Source organism: Dactylosporangium sp. CA-139066 (genome assembly GCF_050936175.1).
Lineage (GTDB): Bacteria > Actinomycetota > Actinomycetes > Mycobacteriales > Micromonosporaceae > Dactylosporangium.
The window spans coordinates 489,881-505,767 of record NZ_JBNJNH010000002.1 but is presented as its reverse complement, the minus strand read 5'-3'; the positions used below and the strand labels follow the sequence as shown (position 1 = coordinate 505,767).

The 15,887-nt window shown below is 73.1% G+C and carries 15 protein-coding genes and 1 pseudogene; 12 read left to right on the top strand and 4 right to left on the bottom strand.

Annotated features, from left to right (window positions below; genetic code table 11):
- Positions 1–22: 22 nt before the first annotated feature.
- Both ACQEVU_RS46940 and ACQEVU_RS46935 read left to right on the top strand, forming a co-directional pair.
- Positions 23–1,249 (top strand): AAA family ATPase, encoded by a 1,227-nt coding sequence (locus ACQEVU_RS46940; RefSeq protein WP_433336309.1) that lies wholly within the window; start codon positions 23–25, stop codon positions 1,247–1,249.
- A complete protein-coding gene (locus ACQEVU_RS46935; protein WP_433336307.1) occupies positions 1,249–1,950 on the top strand; it encodes an RloB family protein in 702 nt (233 codons plus the stop codon). Before ACQEVU_RS46940 ends, ACQEVU_RS46935 begins: the two co-directional genes overlap by 1 nt.
- Here the strand turns inward: ACQEVU_RS46935 and ACQEVU_RS46930 are convergent.
- Positions 1,894–3,969: an Hsp70 family protein gene (locus ACQEVU_RS46930; protein WP_433336305.1), complete on the bottom strand. Its 2,076-nt coding sequence runs from the start codon at positions 3,967–3,969 to the stop codon at positions 1,894–1,896. The genes ACQEVU_RS46935 and ACQEVU_RS46930 overlap by 57 nt on opposite strands.
- A 278-nt stretch (positions 3,970–4,247) precedes the next feature.
- On the opposite strand from ACQEVU_RS46930, the gene tsaB reads away from it, so the two are divergent.
- The 7 genes and pseudogenes from tsaB (at position 4,248) to ACQEVU_RS46895 (ending at position 10,542) form a co-directional block, all read left to right on the top strand.
- Complete coding sequence (gene tsaB, locus ACQEVU_RS46925; RefSeq protein WP_433336303.1) at positions 4,248–4,901, top strand: tRNA (adenosine(37)-N6)-threonylcarbamoyltransferase complex dimerization subunit type 1 TsaB; 654 nt, start codon at positions 4,248–4,250, stop codon at positions 4,899–4,901.
- Positions 4,898–5,044 (top strand): annotated as a pseudogene (locus ACQEVU_RS46920) (ribosomal protein S18-alanine N-acetyltransferase); the annotation flags it as partial. The gene tsaB and the pseudogene ACQEVU_RS46920, both read left to right, overlap by 4 nt.
- Before the next feature lie 144 nt (positions 5,045–5,188).
- Positions 5,189–5,569 (top strand): ribosomal protein S18-alanine N-acetyltransferase, encoded by a 381-nt coding sequence (gene rimI / locus ACQEVU_RS46915; protein ID WP_433339696.1) that lies wholly within the window; start codon positions 5,189–5,191, stop codon positions 5,567–5,569.
- Positions 5,559–6,608, top strand: coding sequence for a tRNA (adenosine(37)-N6)-threonylcarbamoyltransferase complex transferase subunit TsaD (gene tsaD, locus ACQEVU_RS46910; protein ID WP_433336301.1), 1,050 nt, complete (start codon positions 5,559–5,561; stop codon positions 6,606–6,608). The genes rimI and tsaD overlap by 11 nt, the downstream gene beginning before the upstream one ends.
- A 226-nt stretch (positions 6,609–6,834) precedes the next feature.
- Positions 6,835–7,092 (top strand): hypothetical protein, encoded by a 258-nt coding sequence (locus ACQEVU_RS46905; protein ID WP_433339695.1) that lies wholly within the window; start codon positions 6,835–6,837, stop codon positions 7,090–7,092.
- Between the two features lie 54 nt (positions 7,093–7,146).
- Positions 7,147–8,820 carry an ABC transporter transmembrane domain-containing protein gene (locus ACQEVU_RS46900; RefSeq protein WP_433336299.1) on the top strand — a complete coding sequence of 558 codons (1,674 nt, stop codon included), beginning with the start codon at positions 7,147–7,149 and terminating at the stop codon, positions 8,818–8,820.
- 3 nt (positions 8,821–8,823) lie between these two features.
- A complete protein-coding gene (locus tag ACQEVU_RS46895; RefSeq protein WP_433336297.1) occupies positions 8,824–10,542 on the top strand; it encodes an ABC transporter ATP-binding protein in 1,719 nt (572 codons plus the stop codon).
- 374 nt (positions 10,543–10,916) lie between these two features.
- Here the strand turns inward: ACQEVU_RS46895 and ACQEVU_RS46890 are convergent, their stop codons facing one another.
- Positions 10,917–11,219: a DUF1707 SHOCT-like domain-containing protein gene (locus tag ACQEVU_RS46890; RefSeq protein ID WP_433336295.1), complete on the bottom strand. Its 303-nt coding sequence runs from the start codon at positions 11,217–11,219 to the stop codon at positions 10,917–10,919.
- A 4-nt stretch (positions 11,220–11,223) separates the two neighbouring features.
- Positions 11,224–11,703, bottom strand: a complete 480-nt coding sequence (ybaK, locus tag ACQEVU_RS46885; protein ID WP_433336293.1) for a Cys-tRNA(Pro) deacylase — start codon at positions 11,701–11,703, stop codon at positions 11,224–11,226.
- A gap of 17 nt (positions 11,704–11,720) precedes the next feature.
- Between ybaK and ACQEVU_RS46880 the strand changes: the two genes are divergently transcribed.
- Positions 11,721–12,467 carry a hypothetical protein gene (locus ACQEVU_RS46880; RefSeq protein ID WP_433336291.1) on the top strand — a complete coding sequence of 249 codons (747 nt, stop codon included), beginning with the start codon at positions 11,721–11,723 and terminating at the stop codon, positions 12,465–12,467.
- Here the strand turns inward: ACQEVU_RS46880 and ACQEVU_RS46875 are convergent.
- On the bottom strand, positions 12,427–13,632 hold the full coding sequence (locus ACQEVU_RS46875) for a THUMP-like domain-containing protein (RefSeq protein WP_433336289.1): 1,206 nt from the start codon (positions 13,630–13,632) through the stop codon (positions 12,427–12,429). The genes ACQEVU_RS46880 and ACQEVU_RS46875 overlap by 41 nt on opposite strands.
- A 197-nt stretch (positions 13,633–13,829) precedes the next feature.
- Between ACQEVU_RS46875 and groES the strand changes: the two genes are divergently transcribed.
- Positions 13,830–14,144, top strand: a complete 315-nt coding sequence (gene groES / locus ACQEVU_RS46870) for a co-chaperone GroES (protein WP_344616035.1) — start codon at positions 13,830–13,832, stop codon at positions 14,142–14,144.
- A 91-nt stretch (positions 14,145–14,235) separates the two neighbouring features.
- Positions 14,236–15,882, top strand: coding sequence for a chaperonin GroEL (gene groL / locus ACQEVU_RS46865; RefSeq protein ID WP_433336286.1), 1,647 nt, complete (start codon positions 14,236–14,238; stop codon positions 15,880–15,882).
- Positions 15,883–15,887 lie beyond the last annotated feature (5 nt).

Genomic DNA, 15,887 nt, shown 5'->3' with positions numbered 1-15,887 from the left:
CTCTGCTGCGAAGGTCGACGCCGTGCTGCTACGCCTCGAGGTCGCCAACCATCGCTCGATCGGCGCCCCGGTCGAGCTCTCGATGATTGCCGTCGACGAGGACCGGCCCGCGGCGCGCAAGTTTGAGCTGCTCAATGAGCACGTACTGACAGTTGCCGGCGTGTACGGCGCCAACGCCTCCGGGAAGTCGAACGTGCTCGCCGCGTGTGCGTGGCTGTCGGACGCGGTTCGCCACTCGCTCCGGTCGTGGACCGACGTCATACCGCGGGAGCCGTTCAAGTTCGGTGAGGGCCCGTTCTCGTCCTCCAGGTTCGAGATCGACATGCTTGTGGAGGGCGTGCGGTACGCGTACCAGATCGAATTCGACGACTCGACCGTGCTGCACGAGGCGCTGTACAGCTACCCGAAGCGCCAGCCGCGCACGTTGTTCGAACGCGAGGACGCTGATCTGTCGCTGAGGCGCGGGCTGGGCCGGCTGTCCGGGGTCCGCGAGCTGCTGACGCCGACGACGCTGGTCCTGTCGGCGGCCATGCGCTTTGACGAGCCGGAGGTCCGGCCGTTCGCGCGGGCGCTGGCCGGCATCGGCACGCTCGGCCTCGACCGTCGACGCGCGTTCCACGCGACCGCGCAAATGTTTCCGGCCGAACCGGCCGGGCTGCAACTGCCCGACGGCTTTCCGATCGATGCCGCGTTGGAGCTGCTGCGATTCGCGGACCTCGGGATCAACGACATCGATGTCGGCGAGCGGCCGATCGTCAATCGCGACGGCACGGTCGCGACGCAACCGCACATCCGTCTCGTGCATCAAGTCGGCGAGCAGCTTGTGCCGTTCGACTCCTGGGACGAGTCCGACGGCACGCTGGCCTGGTTCGCACTCATCGCACCGGTCCTGAACGCGCTGGGCTCCGGTCAGGTGCTGCTGTTCGACGAGATCGACGCCAGCCTTCATCCGAAGTTGTCCGCCCGGCTGGTGGAACTCTTCCAGGATCCGGCGACGAACCCGGCGGCCGCGCAGCTCATCTTCACCACCCACGACACGAGCCTGCTCAACCACCTCAACCGCGATGAGGTGTGGTTGACCGAGAAGGGTCCGTCAGGGGCGACGAGCCTGACGGCGCTGGCCGAGTTCGGCGGCGACAAGGTCCGTCGCTCGCTGAACCTCGAGCGCGCCTACCTGCAGGGCCGGTTCGGCGGCGTTCCCGAACTCGATCAGCAGCGGCTGCGAAGAGCGCTGGGGCTGGTCGCCTGATGGCCCGCGGTCGGCAGCCACCGGCATCCCTGCGCCGCAGGGTCGGCGATCGCCGGCCGCGCAAGACGCTCGTCGTGCTGTGCGAGGGGATACGCACCGAGCCGGAGTACCTCGAGGCGCTCCGGCGTGATCCCGAGGTCCGCGATGCCGCCGCCGTCGACATCCGCATCGAGCGGGGCGCGAGCGGCGCCGTGCCGCTCACGCTGGTGCGGCGCGCCATCGAGATCCGCGAGCGGGCGCGACGCGAAGAGGGCGAGATCGACGAGGTCTGGTGCCTGTACGACGTCGAGTGGCCGGTACACCATCCGTCGCTCGCCGAGGCCCGCGACCTCGCGGCCCGGCACGGTATCAACCTGGCGGTTTCCAATCCGTGTTTCGAGCTGTGGCTCGTGCTGCATTTCCGGGACCATCGACGGTTCCTGGACAACGACGAGGCCCGCCGGGTCCGCCGCGAACACGACGGATCCGCGGACAAAGGGCTCGCCGGCGAAACCTACATGCCACGCAACGGGACGCCGCGCGTCGCGCCGCCGCGCTCGAGACGTACCACCGTAAGAACGGCAACCAGCCGCCGGACGACAACCCGTCCTCCGGCATGCACCGCCTCGTCGAGTCGGTCCTGCCGGCACCACCTGCAGCCTGAGTCAGGCGGCCTGGAGTACCTCCCATACGTCGACCCAGGTGCCGTCCTCGTCCGTTGAGCGCGCCAGCAGGTGGCGTCCCTCGTGGCAGAACGCCGTGCTCACCCGCCGGCCCGGGGTCAGGTCGGCGCGGAAGACCTCCGCCTCCGTCTCCAGGTCGCGCACCGACAGCGTGCCGTCCGACGCGGCCGCGCGCAGGCGGCCGTCCGGGCTCTCCATCTGGGCGGCGAAGGCGTCCGCGCGGCTCGTCTGCGTGTAGCCGGCGAAGCGGCGCGGCAGGTCCTCGCCGACGACGCGGTCGATGCGGGCGCCCGTGGCCAGGTCCCATACGGTGGCGACGTCCCGGCGGTAGCGGCCGACGCTCGCCGCGCCCTCGCCCGTGGTGACGAGGCGCCATTCGGATTCGTTCAGGAGTACCGCATCCGGCTTGTGAACGTCGGAGAAGCTGGTCATCAGGCGGCCCGAAAGCACGTCCCACACCGAGAAGTGGCCCTCGGCGTCCCAGGTGACGAGGGCCAGCTGGCGGCCCGGGCCCAGGGCGACCTGCGCGTGCTGCGGGCGGCCGGCGCCGCGGCCCGGACGCAGCTCCGTGACCAGGGCGCCGGTGTCGATGGCGCGGACCTTGACGTACTCGCCGGTGCGCGCCCACTCGACCAGCGCCCGGCGGTCGGGCGTGAGCAGCCAGTCGCCGGCCACGCGCAGGTGGTGGCGCTTGGCCAGCTGGAACCGGTCGGCGCTCGCCGGCTCCAGGCGCGCGTGCGCGGCCACGGCGCCGGAGACGACCATGTCGCCGACGGGGACGCGCTGCTCGAGCAGGATGCCCTCGACGCGCCCGGCGGTGAGGTCGTACACCTCGTCGTCCGCCGTGCGCACCTGCGCGATGGCGGCGCCGCCCGCGTACCCTTCGCCCTCCTTGACCAGCCACCGCACCAACCGGCCGCGGCCGCCGGGGATCGTCCACGACAGCGGCTCGACGCGCCACGACGGCGGGTCGGCCGGCACCGCGCGGGCCGAGCGGGCGCGGGCCCAGGCGGCGGCGCCGCGCAGCACGGCGAGGTCGGGGTCGGCGGGGCGGGTGACCGGGCGGCCGAGCCCGTTGTGCAGCGCCGGGCCGATCGCGGGCAGCCGCGACGCGCCGCCGACGAGCAGCACGGCGGCGATGTCGGCCGGCGTGAGCCCGGCCCGCGCGACGACCGCCCGGCAGCTGGCGACGAGCCAGCGGGTCGCCGGTTCCGTGAGCTGGTCGAGCAGCCGGCGATCCATCCGGTACGCCGGGACGCCCGCCTCCACCTCCTCCGAAGCTTCCGGGGCGTCGGCCAGCCGGTGCTTCAGGCGCCGCACGATGTCCAGGGCGTGCAGGTTGGCGCGCACACTCGTGTCGCCGCCGGCCGCGAACGCCGGCTCCACCCACTCGCCCAGCGCCGAGCGGAGGTCCGCGGCGAGCACCACGTCGATGTCGCGACCGCTGCCGGAGCTTTCCTGACTCAGCGGTACCGCACGGCCGCCCTGCATCCGCGCCACCGCCGCCGTCCACGTCGCGCCGAGGTCGCACACGAGCACGTGCCCGCCCTCGGCCACCTCGAGCAGCGTCGACGGGTCGAGCACGGCCGCGCTCGCGTCGCCGACGAGCTCCGCGTCGGGGAAGCCGGCCAGGGCCGCGGCCGCCACGAGGGTTTCCCTTCGGGGATCATGGCTGCGGTACCCCACGGGCGCGCTCAACACCAGCCGCCCGACCGGCCCGTGGAGGCGCCGGGCCTCGCCCGCGATCGCCTCCAGCGCCGCGCCGACCAGCTCCACGCCGTTGACGAGCTGGTCGCCGAGCCAGATCGGGGCGTTGGCGTCGACGGCCCGGCGGACGCCGTCGACGTACTGCCGGGGATGCTGGTCGCGGGCCTGCTCCGCCGGGACGCCGACGGCCAGCCGCGGCCGCCCGCCCCCGGTCGTGACGAGCGTGGCGCCCCCCGGCCAGCGCAGCGCGCCGGTGATGGGCTCGCGGATCGGGTGCAGCTGATCGGGCAGTACCACGGCGGCGGACAGGGCCCACGACCCGATGTCCACGACCAGGATCGGTTCGGTCACAGCGCTCTCCCGGCGTCGATAGCCGCCGATGCTAGGCCCCGCTCGTTGCGCCCGTGTTAACCGCTCCTGGTGACAACCTCGACATACTCCTTGCGCCTGTGCCCCGTGCTGGCTCTGCGCGGCTGTGTCCATTCGCCTGCGTCGGTGCGGCGTCGTTCGCGGCTGCGTCCATGCGGCTGCCTCGGCCGCGGTCTCGTTCGTGGCTGGGTCGACACGCTTCGTCGTGGTGGCCTCGGCACTTCGAAGAAGTGTCAGACCCCTGAACTACAGTTGTGCCCGTGCTGGTGATGGTGGTGGACACGGCGACGGCGGCGGTGACCGCGGCGCTCGCGCGTGTCGATGACGACGAGGTGACCCTGCTCGCGGAGCGGGTGACCGTCGACGCCCGCGGCGCCGGCGAGCTGCTGGCCCCGCAGATCACCGCGGCCCTGGCCGAGGGCGGTGCGACACCCGGCGACCTGACGGCGATCGTCGCCGGCGTCGGCCCCGGCCCGTTCACCGGCCTGCGCGCGGGCATGGTCACGGCCACCGCGATGGCCCACGCCCTGGCCCTCCCCGTCTACGGCGTCTGCACCCTCGACGCGATCGGCCTGCGCCTGCCCGGCCGCGCCCTGGTCGCCACCGACGCCCGCCGCAAGGAGATCTACTGGGCCGTCTACCAGGACGGCACCCGCCAGTCCGGCCCCGACGTCGCCCGCCCGGCCGCCATCGCCCTCGACGGCATCGAGCGCGCGGCCGGCGACGGCGCCGAAAAGTACGCCGAAGTGCTCAACCTCCCGCTCGCCCCCCTCCGCTACCCGTCCGCGCTCGCCCTGGCCGAGCTCGCCGCCGACCGCATCCGCGCCAAGTCCCCCGGCGAGACGCTGACGCCCCTCTACCTGCGCCGCCCGGACGCGGTGCTGCCCGGCGAGCGGAAACCGGCCCTGCAGTGAGCGTCGAGCTGGCCGAGCTGCGGTGGTTCCATATCGAGGAGCTGCTGCCGATCGAGGATGAGCTGTTCGGGGAGGAGCGCTGGTCGGCCGGCATGTTCTGGAACGAGCTCGCCAACGGCCACCACTACATCGTCGCCGTGGACCGCGCGCCTTCTGAGCATGACGCCTTGACGCCCGCGGACGCCGCGCCTTCCGTCCACGCCGGCTCGCCGGCCGCGGGCCGCGCGCCGTCTGACCACGACGTCTCGACGCCCCCGAACGCCGCGCCTTCCGATCACGCTGCTTCTTTGCCCGCGGATGGTGCGCCTTTCGTTGTCCGCTCCGTCGCTGCGGGACCCGCCGTCGGGCAGGGCGCCGCGGCCGGGTCCAGCGAGGGCCGAATTGTCGGATATGCCGGACTCGCGGTGATGCCGCCGGACGAGGCGTGGGTGCAGAACATCGGCGTGCGCTCGGATGCGCAGCGGCGGGGGATCGGGCGTCGCCTGCTTGAGGCGCTGCTCGACGAGGCCACCCGGCGCGGGGCGCGGCAGATCCTGCTCGAGGTCGCCGTCGACAATGCGCCGGCCCAGAAACTCTATGCGCAGTACGGGTTCGAGGCCGTCGGCATCCGCCGCGGCTACTACCAGCCCAGCAACACGGATGCACTGGTGATGATGCGTGAGCACTAAGACTGAACCGCTCGTCCTCGGGATCGAGACGTCGTGCGACGAGACCGGCGTCGGTATCGTCCGCGGGCACACGCTGCTCGCGGACGAGATCGCGTCGAGCGTGGACGAGCACGCGCGGTACGGGGGCGTCGTGCCCGAGGTGGCCAGCCGGGCGCACTTCGAGGCGATGGTCCCGACGATGCAGCGGGCGCTGGACAAGGCGGGCGTGACGCTCGCCGACGTGGACGCCGTCGCGGTCACGGCCGGGCCGGGGCTCGCGGGGGCGCTACTGGTCGGCGTCGCGGCCGCGAAGGCGTACGCGCTGGCGGCCGGCAAGCCGATCTACGGCGTCAACCACCTGGCCGCGCACGTCGCGGTCGACACCCTCGAGCACGGCGCCCTGCCCGAGCCGGCGATCGCGCTGCTGGTCTCCGGCGGGCACTCCTCGCTGCTGCGGGTCGACGACCTGGCCAGCGGGGTGGTACCGCTCGGCGCGACGATCGACGACGCCGCCGGCGAGGCGTTCGACAAGGTGGCGCGGCTGCTGGGCCTGCCGTTCCCGGGCGGCCCGCCGATCGACAAGGCGGCCCGCGAGGGCGATCCGGCGATTCAGTTCCCGCGCGGCCTGACCGCCCCGCGCGACCTGGCCGAGCACCGGTTCGACTTCTCGTTCTCGGGCCTGAAGACGGCCGTGGCCCGCTGGGTCGAGGCGCGCCAGCGGGCGGGCGAGCCGGTCCCCGTCCCCGACGTGGCGGCGAGCTTCCAGGAGGCGGTGTGCGACGTGCTGACCGCGAAGGCCGTCGACGCCTGCCGCGAGCACGGCGTGCACACCCTGGTGATCGGGGGCGGCGTCGCGGCCAACTCGCGTATTCGGTCGATGGCTCAGGAGCGCTGCGACAAGTACGGCATCACGCTGCGCGTGCCGCGCCCGAAGCTCTGCACCGACAACGGCGCCATGGTCGCGGCCCTGGGGTCGCACCTGGTGGCCTCCGGCGCGGCGCCCGGGTCGCTCGGCCTGCCCTCGGACTCCGCGATGCCGATCACACTCGTCACGGCCTGACCTCGGCCGCGACGCCGGCAAGCGCCGCTACCACGGCGACCCGGCCTGGCGGCGCCGAGCGGGATCGGGCCGCGGCGTGACCACGCAAGGTGGCCACGGCGGGTCCGTGGCCCGAGTCCGAGCCTGGCGACGAGCCGAGAGCCGTACGAATGCAAGCCGGTGAATGGCTGGCGACGGTCGACCATGGTCAACAGGGGGAGGCGAGATGGGAGTAGAGTCCAGCGCCGTGATCGTGCGCATGTGGGAGGTCAGGGCGCACCCGGAGGCGTTCGGGGAGCTGTTGTCCTGGGTTTGCGAGGCCATGCTGCCCAAGGTCGAGGTGCACCCCATGCACATGAGCAGCGAGGTGTACGCGTCGACGGATCAGCGGCTGGTCGTCGTGTCCAAGTGGCGGGGGAGCACGCCCGAAGGGTTTGCCGAGCCGCCGTCGCATCTTGTGTCGCGCAAGCCACAGTTCTGGGACTTCACGCAGGTCGACCGGTGACGGGCGCGAAATTGTAAGGCGCTTGGGGCGGAAGTCCAGTTACGGTCCATTACCGTGCGCAGACTGCCCCTCGACGACCCGCTGGAGCCAGACAGGCGGTCGGCCGCGCGGTACCTGCTCTGGCTCGCCCGGCAGCAGCTCTCCCTGATCGCGGGCGGGGTGGGCTTCGGGGTCCTCTGGATGGTCAGCCAGGCGCTCGTGCCGGCGGCGATCGGGGCCGGGGTGGACGCCGTCGCGCGGCGGGACAAGGCGGGGCTGCTGGTCGCGGCGCTCGAGGTGCTCGGACTCGGGATCGTCACCGCGATCGGCGGGACGATGCGGCACCGGTTCGCGGTGTCGAACTTCCTCAGCGCCGGGTTCCGCACGATGCAGGTGACCGTCCGCCACGCCGCGCGGCTGGGGGCGGCGCTGGAGAAGCGCGTGAGCACCGGCGAGGTCGTCAGCATCGGTACGACGGACTTCGACCACATCGGGTACTCGATGGATATCTCCGCGCGGGGCAGCGGCGCGGTGGTGGCGATCATCGTGGTCTCCGCGCTGCTGCTGCGGGTCTCGGTGCCGCTCGGGCTCGTCGTCGTCATCGGGGTACCGGTGCTCGTCGCCGTGGTCGGGCTGCTGCTGCGGCCCCTGCACGAGCGGCGCCGCCACCAGCGCGATCTGTCCGGGCGGCTGACCGGGCGCGCCAACGACATCGTCTCGGGGCTGCGGGTGCTGCGCGGGGTCGGCGGCGAGGCGGTGTTCTCCGCGCGGTACCGGGAGGAGTCGCAGCGCGTGCGCCGCGCCGGCGTGCGGGTGGCGCGGGTCGAGTCGCTGCTCGAGGCCGCGCAGATTCTGCTGCCGGGGTGCTTCGTCGCGCTGGTCACGTGGCTCGGCGCCCGGTTCGCGGTGGCCGGGCGGATCAGTCCCGGCGAGCTGGTGGCGTTCTACGCGTACGCGGCGTTTCTGATCTCGCCGCTGCGCACCGTGACCGAGTTCGCGGACAAGGTGACCCGCGGGCTCGTCGCCGCGCGCCGGGTGGTCGACGTCCTGCGGATCGAGCCCGATTTTCAAGAGCATCCGGATTCGGTACCCCTGGAGCCAGGCGACCTCGACGACCCCGACTCGGGCCTGGTCGTCGCCGCGGGCGCGTTCACGGCGATCGCGGCCGTCCGGCCCGAGGATGCCGCGGGCATCGCCGAGCGGCTGGCGCTTCTGGCGCCGGGGTCGCAGGCGCGGCTTCACGGGGTACCGCTGCGGAAATTGCGGCTCGAAGAGGTGCGGCGGCACATTGTGCTGGCCGACAACGACGGGCGGCTGTTCCGTGGGCCGCTGCGCGACGAGATCGGCGGCGGCGCGACCCTGGACGCGGCGGCGGCGCGGGACATCGTGGACGCGCTGCCCGGCGGCCTCGACACCGAGATCGCCGAGCGCGGCCGGGACTTCTCCGGGGGCCAGCAGCAGCGCCTCCGCCTCGCGCGGGTGCTCGCGCTCGACCCGCCGGTGCTGGTACTGGTCGAGCCGACCAGCGCCGTCGACGCGCACACCGAGGCGCGGATCGCCGACCGGCTGCCCGCCGCGCGCGCCGGCCGCACGACGGTGGTCTGCACGACGAGCCCGCTGCTGCTGGACCGGGCCGACACGGTCGCGTTCGTGGACGCCGGCGGCCGGGTCGCCGCGACCGGGCCGCACCGGGCGCTGCTGGACGGCTGCCCGGAGTACGCCGCGACCGTGACCCGCGGGGAGGACTGACCGATGTCGTTGCTGCCGATCGCCGGCCGCGCCGAGGTGCGGGCGTACCTGCGCGGGTTGTTCGCCGCCTACCCCGGCCGGCTGGCCGGCGTGCTGACGCTGCACCTGCTGGCCGCGGCGGCCGGCCTGGCCGCGCCGCCGCTGCTCGGCACGCTGGTCGAGCGCGTCGCCGCCGGCACCACGACGTGGACGGTCGACCGGATCGCGCTGGCGATCGCCGGGTTCGTGGTCACGCAGGCGGTGCTGGTGCGGTACGCGCGCCTCGCCTCCGCCAAGCTGGCCGAGCTGGTGCTGGCCCGCCTGCGCGAGGAGTTCGTCGACGGCGTCCTGGCCATCCCGCTGTCCACTGTGGAGCGGGCCGGCACCGGCGACCTGCTCAGCCGCGCGTCGCGGGACGTGGCGCTGACCTCGGACTCGATCCAGTCGGCACTGCCCACGATCATCGTCGGCGTACTGCAGATGCTGCTCACGATCGGCGCGATCGCGCTGGTCGCCCCGATCCTGCTGCTGCCGTCCCTGGTCGCGGTCCCGGTGCTGTACGCCGCCTCGCGCTGGTACTTCCGCCGCGCCCCCGCCGGCTACCTGCGCGAGAGTGCCGCGTTCGCCCTCATGGCCGACGGCCTCGCCGAGACGGTCGAGGGCGCCCGGACGGTCGAGACGCTGGCCCGCCAGGACGCGCGGGTGGCCCGCACCCAGGAGCAGCTGACGGGCCTGTACGCCGCCGCGCGCTACACCCTGAGGCTGCGCACGGTGTGGTTCCCCTCGACGGAGTTCGGTTACGCCCTCCCGCCGGTCGCGACGCTGCTGGCCGGCGGCTGGTTCGTCGTGGAGGGCTGGGCAACGGTGGGCCAGGTGACGGCCGCGGTCCTGTACTGCGTCGCGATCATCGACCCGCTCGACCGCGTCCTGTCCTACTTCGACCAGCTGCAACTGGGCCTGGCGTCGTTCGCGCGCCTGGTCGGCGTGCGCTCGGCGGCCACCCCGCCGGTGGGGCCGGGCCCGGACCCGGTCGACGAACGCCTGGTGGCCAAGGACGTCCGATACTCCTATGTGGACGGCCGCGACGTACTGCACGGCATCGACCTGGCCATCCGCCCCGGCGAGCGCCTGGCGATGGTCGGCCCGTCGGGCGCCGGAAAGTCCACGTTGGGCCGCCTGCTGGCCGGCATCCACGCCCCGCGCGCCGGCTCGGTCGAGCTGGGCACGGTCCCCCTGACCGAGCTCCCCCTCGCCGCGCTGCGCGGCCACGTGGCGCTCGTGACCCAGGAGCATCACGTCTTCCTCGGCACCCTGCGCGACAACCTGACGCTGGCGAGGGCGGACGCGACGGACGAGCAGCTGTACGCGGCCCTGGCCACCGTGGACGCCCTCGACTGGGCCACGGCGCTCGGCCTCGACGCGACCGACCTCTCCCTGTCGCCCGCCCAGGCCCAGCAGCTGGCGCTGGCCCGCCTCGTGCTGGCCGACCCGCACACGCTGGTCCTGGACGAGGCGACCTCGCTCATCGACCCGCGCGCGGCCCGGCACCTGGAACGCTCGCTGGCCGGCGCCCTCGAGGGCCGCACGGTCGTCGCGATCGCCCACCGCCTGTTCTCGGCCCACGACGCCGACCGGGTCGCGGTCGTCGAGGACGGCCGGATCACCGAGCTCGGCAGCCACGACGAGCTGGTCGCGGCCGGCGGCGCGTACGCGGCGCTCTGGCGCAGCTGGCACGGCCGCTGATCCCCGCCCCGGCCGCGGCCCCGACGCGCGTCCGCCCGACGCGAGCCCGGCCCGGCCCGTGCCTGCCCGATGCCCGACGGCAAACCCGTGCCCGGCGCCCGACGGCACGCGCGCGCGTGACGCCTGACGGCAAGCCCGAGCCCGGAGCCCGACGGCACGTCGTGCGCGGGTCAACCGCGCGCGCGGGCGTGAGGGCGTTGGAGGCAGGGGCTGAACCGGCTGAATGCTCCGGCGCCGTGCCCATGCCCCGATGAGCGAATCGGGAGGGCGCGAGGTCCGGTGGGGTGCTCCGCTTTGTTCTTTGACCACCCTAACAGGCCCGAAAAAACTGGATCATCGCGAAATTCGCACCGTCACCGGTGGGTTGCGCTGTGTCAGGGGTGGAAGAGGGCGTACGCGGTGCCGATCAGGGCCACGGCGACGATGGCCAGGGCGAACGTCCACAGCAGGGCGCGGCCGTCGTGGGGTTCGGGCGGCGAGGGGGGAGCCGAAGGGCGCGGCGCCACGGCGGGGAGGTCGACCACCGCGGCTCGCAGGTCGTCGAGGGTCTTCGCGGCGTACACCGAGCCGACGCGATCCGAGAACTCGTCCAGCGTCAGGCGGCCGGCCTCGGTGTGGTGTTGCAGCATGCCGATGACGCGGCGGCGGTCCTCGTCCGATGCCCGCACGTCGACCATCGTGTCAGTGGGTGGCGATCGGCGCCAGCGTGGCGCCGGTGACCTGGACCAGGTCGGCCGGCGTCAGCTCGATCTGCAGGCCGCGGCGGCCGCCCGAGACGTACATCGTGGACAGCTCCTCGGCGGAGGCGTCGATGACGATCGGGAGGCGGGAGCGCTGGCCGACGGGGGAGATGCCGCCCGTGACGTATCCCGTGGCGCGCTCGGCCGCGGCGGGCTCGGCCATCGCGGCGCGCTTGCCGCCCACCGCGGCGGCCAGGGCCTTCAGGTCGAGGGAGGCGGACACCGGCACGACGCCGACCGTGAGCTGGCCGTCGACCGTGGTGACCAGGGTCTTGAACAGGCGCGACGGGTCGACGCCCAGTGCGGCGGCCGCGGCCTCGCCGTAGGAGGCGGCGCGCGGGTCCACCTCGTAGGCGTGCGGGGTGAACGCGATCTTCTGGCGCGTCAGCAGTGCGGTCGCCGGGGTGCCCTTGCTCGCCACTGGCCCACAATAGCGGCATGCAGATCGGTGCCGTCCACTTGTACCTCGGCCACGGCCACCTGTTCCTCGGCGCGTCGAACGCGGTCGACCTGGCGGTGTTCGACGGCGACGGGGCGGTCACGGCGACCGAGCATCACGTGCGCATCGCCGCGCGGCCGCAGGTCGGGCCCGTGCGGGTGCGGCTGTGGCAGGGGGCCGGGCCGCGGGTCGGGCGGCTGGTGTTCGACGGGCTGCTCAAGCTGCCCGATGCGAAGTTCTGCGTGGAGGAGGGCTCCGGCGCGTCGCGGTACGTCACCAAGGTGAACAGCTACAGCCCCCGAGTGCTGATCGCGGTCGACGACCCGGGGCACGCCTCGCGGGTCGAGGTCGTGCTGGAGCCCGAGTTCGTGCCGCGCAGCGCGCAGGTGTGGACGGCCGGCGAGCCGCCGTTTCCGAAGCTGACGGTGTCGCCGACGGCGCCGCGGCACCGGGCCGACGCGTTCGCCGACGCGCTCGCCGGCTACGACTTCCCGCGCAAGCGGCTGGCCGCGGCGCTGCTGGTCGTGTCCGAGGAGCGGCGGCAGCGCAACTCCGAGCAGAGCGTGGCCTTCTACATCAACGACATCGTCGAGTGGCTGCGCTGGCTGAACGACCGCCTGACGTACGAGATGTGCCGCGACACGGGGCGCCACCTCCTCGGTCAGCTCGGGCTGCGCACGCCGGACCTGCTGGCCGAGGACGTGCTCAGCGACCTGCAGCGGCGGCTGGGGCATCCGCTGGTCTGAGCAGCAGGGCGGCCGGCTCGCCGGCGATGCGGGTCAGGGCGAGCACGGCGTCGCGGGAGCCCTCGAGGCGCAGCTGGCGGCGCAGTTCCTCGACGTCGTGGGCGGAGCCGCGCTTGAGGATCTGCAGGGAACCGACGTCGAGCGCGCGCAGGGCGGCGCGCAGCTTCTTCAGCGCGATCGGCAGCCGCTCCTCGACGAGGTAGCAGCGAGCAAAAGGTACAGAAGTCGCCACGGAGGTGGTCACGTACGCGATCGTCGGGTCGAGCAGCGTCCCGCCGACCGACGTGGCGAGCTCGGCGACCAGGTGGGCGCGGACCACGGCGCCGTCGGGGTCGTAGAGGTAACGGCCGAGCGGGCCGGCCGGGGCCTGCTCAGAGCCGGAGCCGGTGAGCTCGTGGACCTCACCGCCGCGCAGTACCGTGGCCCGGCGCGGGGCGCGAGCGAGCGGGCCGCACCACAGCGCCGCCTCGACCAGATCGCCGTCGACCGAGACCCACTCGGCCTCGGCGCCGGGCGGCAGCAGCGCATGGTCGATGCCCGGCGCCAGCTTGAGCACCGTGTGCGGGACCCGCGCGGGCAGGGACATCACGAAGTCCCAGGGCGGGGAGTAGGCGCGCGGGTCGAACACCCGCCGGCCGCCCGACGTGCGGCGGGCCGGGTCGCAGAACACGGCGTCAACGGCGTCGAGCGGGGTTTCGGTGGCGTCACGGGCTTCCAGGTGTACCGCATCAGCCAGATCCAGCGCCCTGACGTTGGCCTCCGCCACGGCGGCCGTGGCGGCGGATGCGTCGACGGCCAGCACCCGCAGGCCGGCTCGGGCGAACGCGATGGTGTCGGCGCCGATGCCGCACCCGAGGTCGGCGACGTGGCGGGCGCCCGCGGCGGCCAGGCGGGCGGCCCGGCGGCGGGCGACCGCGGAACGGGTCGCCTGCTCCAGGCCGGCGCGAGTGAAGAGCATCACGGCGGCGTCCGGGCCGAACTTCGCGGCGGCCCGGCGGCGCAGCGCGGCCTGGGTCAGCGCGGCCGCGGCGAGGGCCGGGGCGAACCCGCGGGCGCGCAGCGCGGAGGCCGCGGCCAGCGGGTCGCCGTCGGGCAGTTCGGTCGCCGCGGCGAGGGCGGCCCGGCCGGCCTCGGTGTCCAGGGCCAGCACGTCGTCGAGCTCCACCCGACGATTATCCCGGCGGTGAGCCCGGGGTGATTTCGCGGCGTGTCTGGCACTCTAGTTGACGGAGTGCTAGCCGCCGACATAACCTCCGATTAGCACTCTCGTGTCGAGGGTGCCAGTCAACCCGGCCGGGGCCGGCACCCGCGACGACGGCTTCACCGGGCACTCGATAAGCAAGCTCGATACCCCAGGAGGGTATGCCCGTGACTACCGCGACGCAGGTTGCGATCAAGCCGCTCGAGGACCGCATCCTGGTCCAGGCCAACGAGGCTGAGACGACCACCGCCTCGGGCATCGTCATTCCGGACACCGCGAAGGAGAAGCCCCAGGAGGGCACTGTCATCGCGGTCGGCCCGGGTCGCATCGACGACAAGGGCAACCGGGTGCCGATCGACGTCAAGGTCGGCGACACCGTCATCTACTCGAAGTACGGCGGCACCGAGGTCAAGTACGCCGGCGCGGAGTACCTCGTGCTTTCCGCCCGCGACGTGCTCGCCGTCATCGAGAAGTGATCAAGTCCAAATAAGCAGTGGCCACCGCCCCGGACCCGTGCGCAGGCGCGAGGCTGCCGGGGCGGTGTCGCTTTGAAGGGAATCCACAAGCATGGCGAAGATTCTGAGCTTCTCCGACGAGGCGCGCCACCTGCTGGAGCACGGCGTCAACCGCCTGGCCGACACGGTCAAGGTCACGCTCGGCCCCCGGGGGCGCAACGTCGTCCTCGACAAGAAGTTCGGCGCCCCCACCATCACCAACGACGGCGTGACGATCGCCAAGGAGATCGAGCTCTCCAACCCGTACGAGAACCTTGGCGCGCAGCTGGTCAAGGAGGTCGCCACCAAGACCAACGACGTGGCCGGTGACGGCACCACCACGGCGACGGTCCTGGCCCAGGCGCTCGTCCGCGAGGGCCTGCGCAACGTGACCGCCGGCACCAACCCGGCCGGTCTCAAGCGCGGCATCGACGCGGCCTCGGCCGCCGTCGTGAAGGCGCTCAAGGACAAGGCCACCCCGGTCGCGAGCCACACCGAGATCGCCCAGGTCGCCACCATCTCCGCGCAGGACGCCACCATCGGCGACCTCATCGCATCGGCGATGGAGCGCGTCGGCCGCGACGGCGTCATCACGGTCGAGGAGGGCTCGACCCTCACGACCGAGCTCGAGGTCACCGAGGGCATGCAGTTCGACAAGGGCTTCATCTCCCCGCACTTCGTCACCGACGGCGAGGCGCAGGAGGCGGTCCTCGAGGACGCGTACGTCCTCATCACCACCCAGAAGATCTCCGCCATCGAGGAGCTGCTGCCCCTCCTGGAGAAGATCGTCCAGAACAACAAGCCGCTGCTGATCATCGCCGAGGACGTCGAGGGCCAGGCCCTGTCGACCCTCGTCGTGAACGCCATCCGCAAGACCTTCAAGGTCGTCGCGGTCAAGGCCCCCGGCTTCGGCGACCGCCGCAAGGCGATGCTGCAGGACATCTCGATCCTGACCGGCGCCGAGCTGGTCGCGCCGGAGCTCGGCTACAAGCTCGAGGGCGTCGGCCTGGAGCAGCTGGGCACCGCCCGCCGCGTCGTGGTCACCAAGGACCTCACCACGATCGTCGACGGTGGCGGCGACCAGAGCGAGGTCGCCGCGCGCGTCGAGCAGCTGCGCAAGGAGATCGAGGCCTCCGACTCCGACTGGGACAAGGAGAAGCTCAACGAGCGGGTCGCCAAGCTCGCGGGCGGCGTCGCGGTCATCAAGGCCGGCGCCGCGACCGAGGTCGAGATGAAGGAGCGCAAGCACCGCATCGAGGACGCGATCTCCGCGACGAAGGCCGCGGTCGAGGAGGGCATCGTCCCCGGCGGCGGCGCCGCCCTGGCCCAGGTGCTCCCGGTCCTCGACGGCGACCTCGGCCTCACGGGCGACGAGAAGGTCGGCGTCTCCATCGTGCGCAAGGCCCTGGTCGAGCCGCTGCGGTGGATCGCCCAGAACGCGGGCTTCGACGGGTACGTCGTGGTCGGCAAGGTCTCGGCGCTGGACTTCGGCCACGGCCTGGACGCCGCCACGGGCGAGTACGTGGACCTGGTGAAGTCCGGCATCGTCGACCCGGTGAAGGTGACGCACAGCGCCGTCTCCAACGCCGCGTCGATCGCCGGCCTGCTGCTGACCACGGAGAGCCTGGTCGTCGACAAGCCGGCCGCTCCGGAGCCGGCCGCCGGCGGCGGTCACGGCCACTCGCACGGTCACGGCCACTCGCACGGCCCGGGCTTCTGATCCCG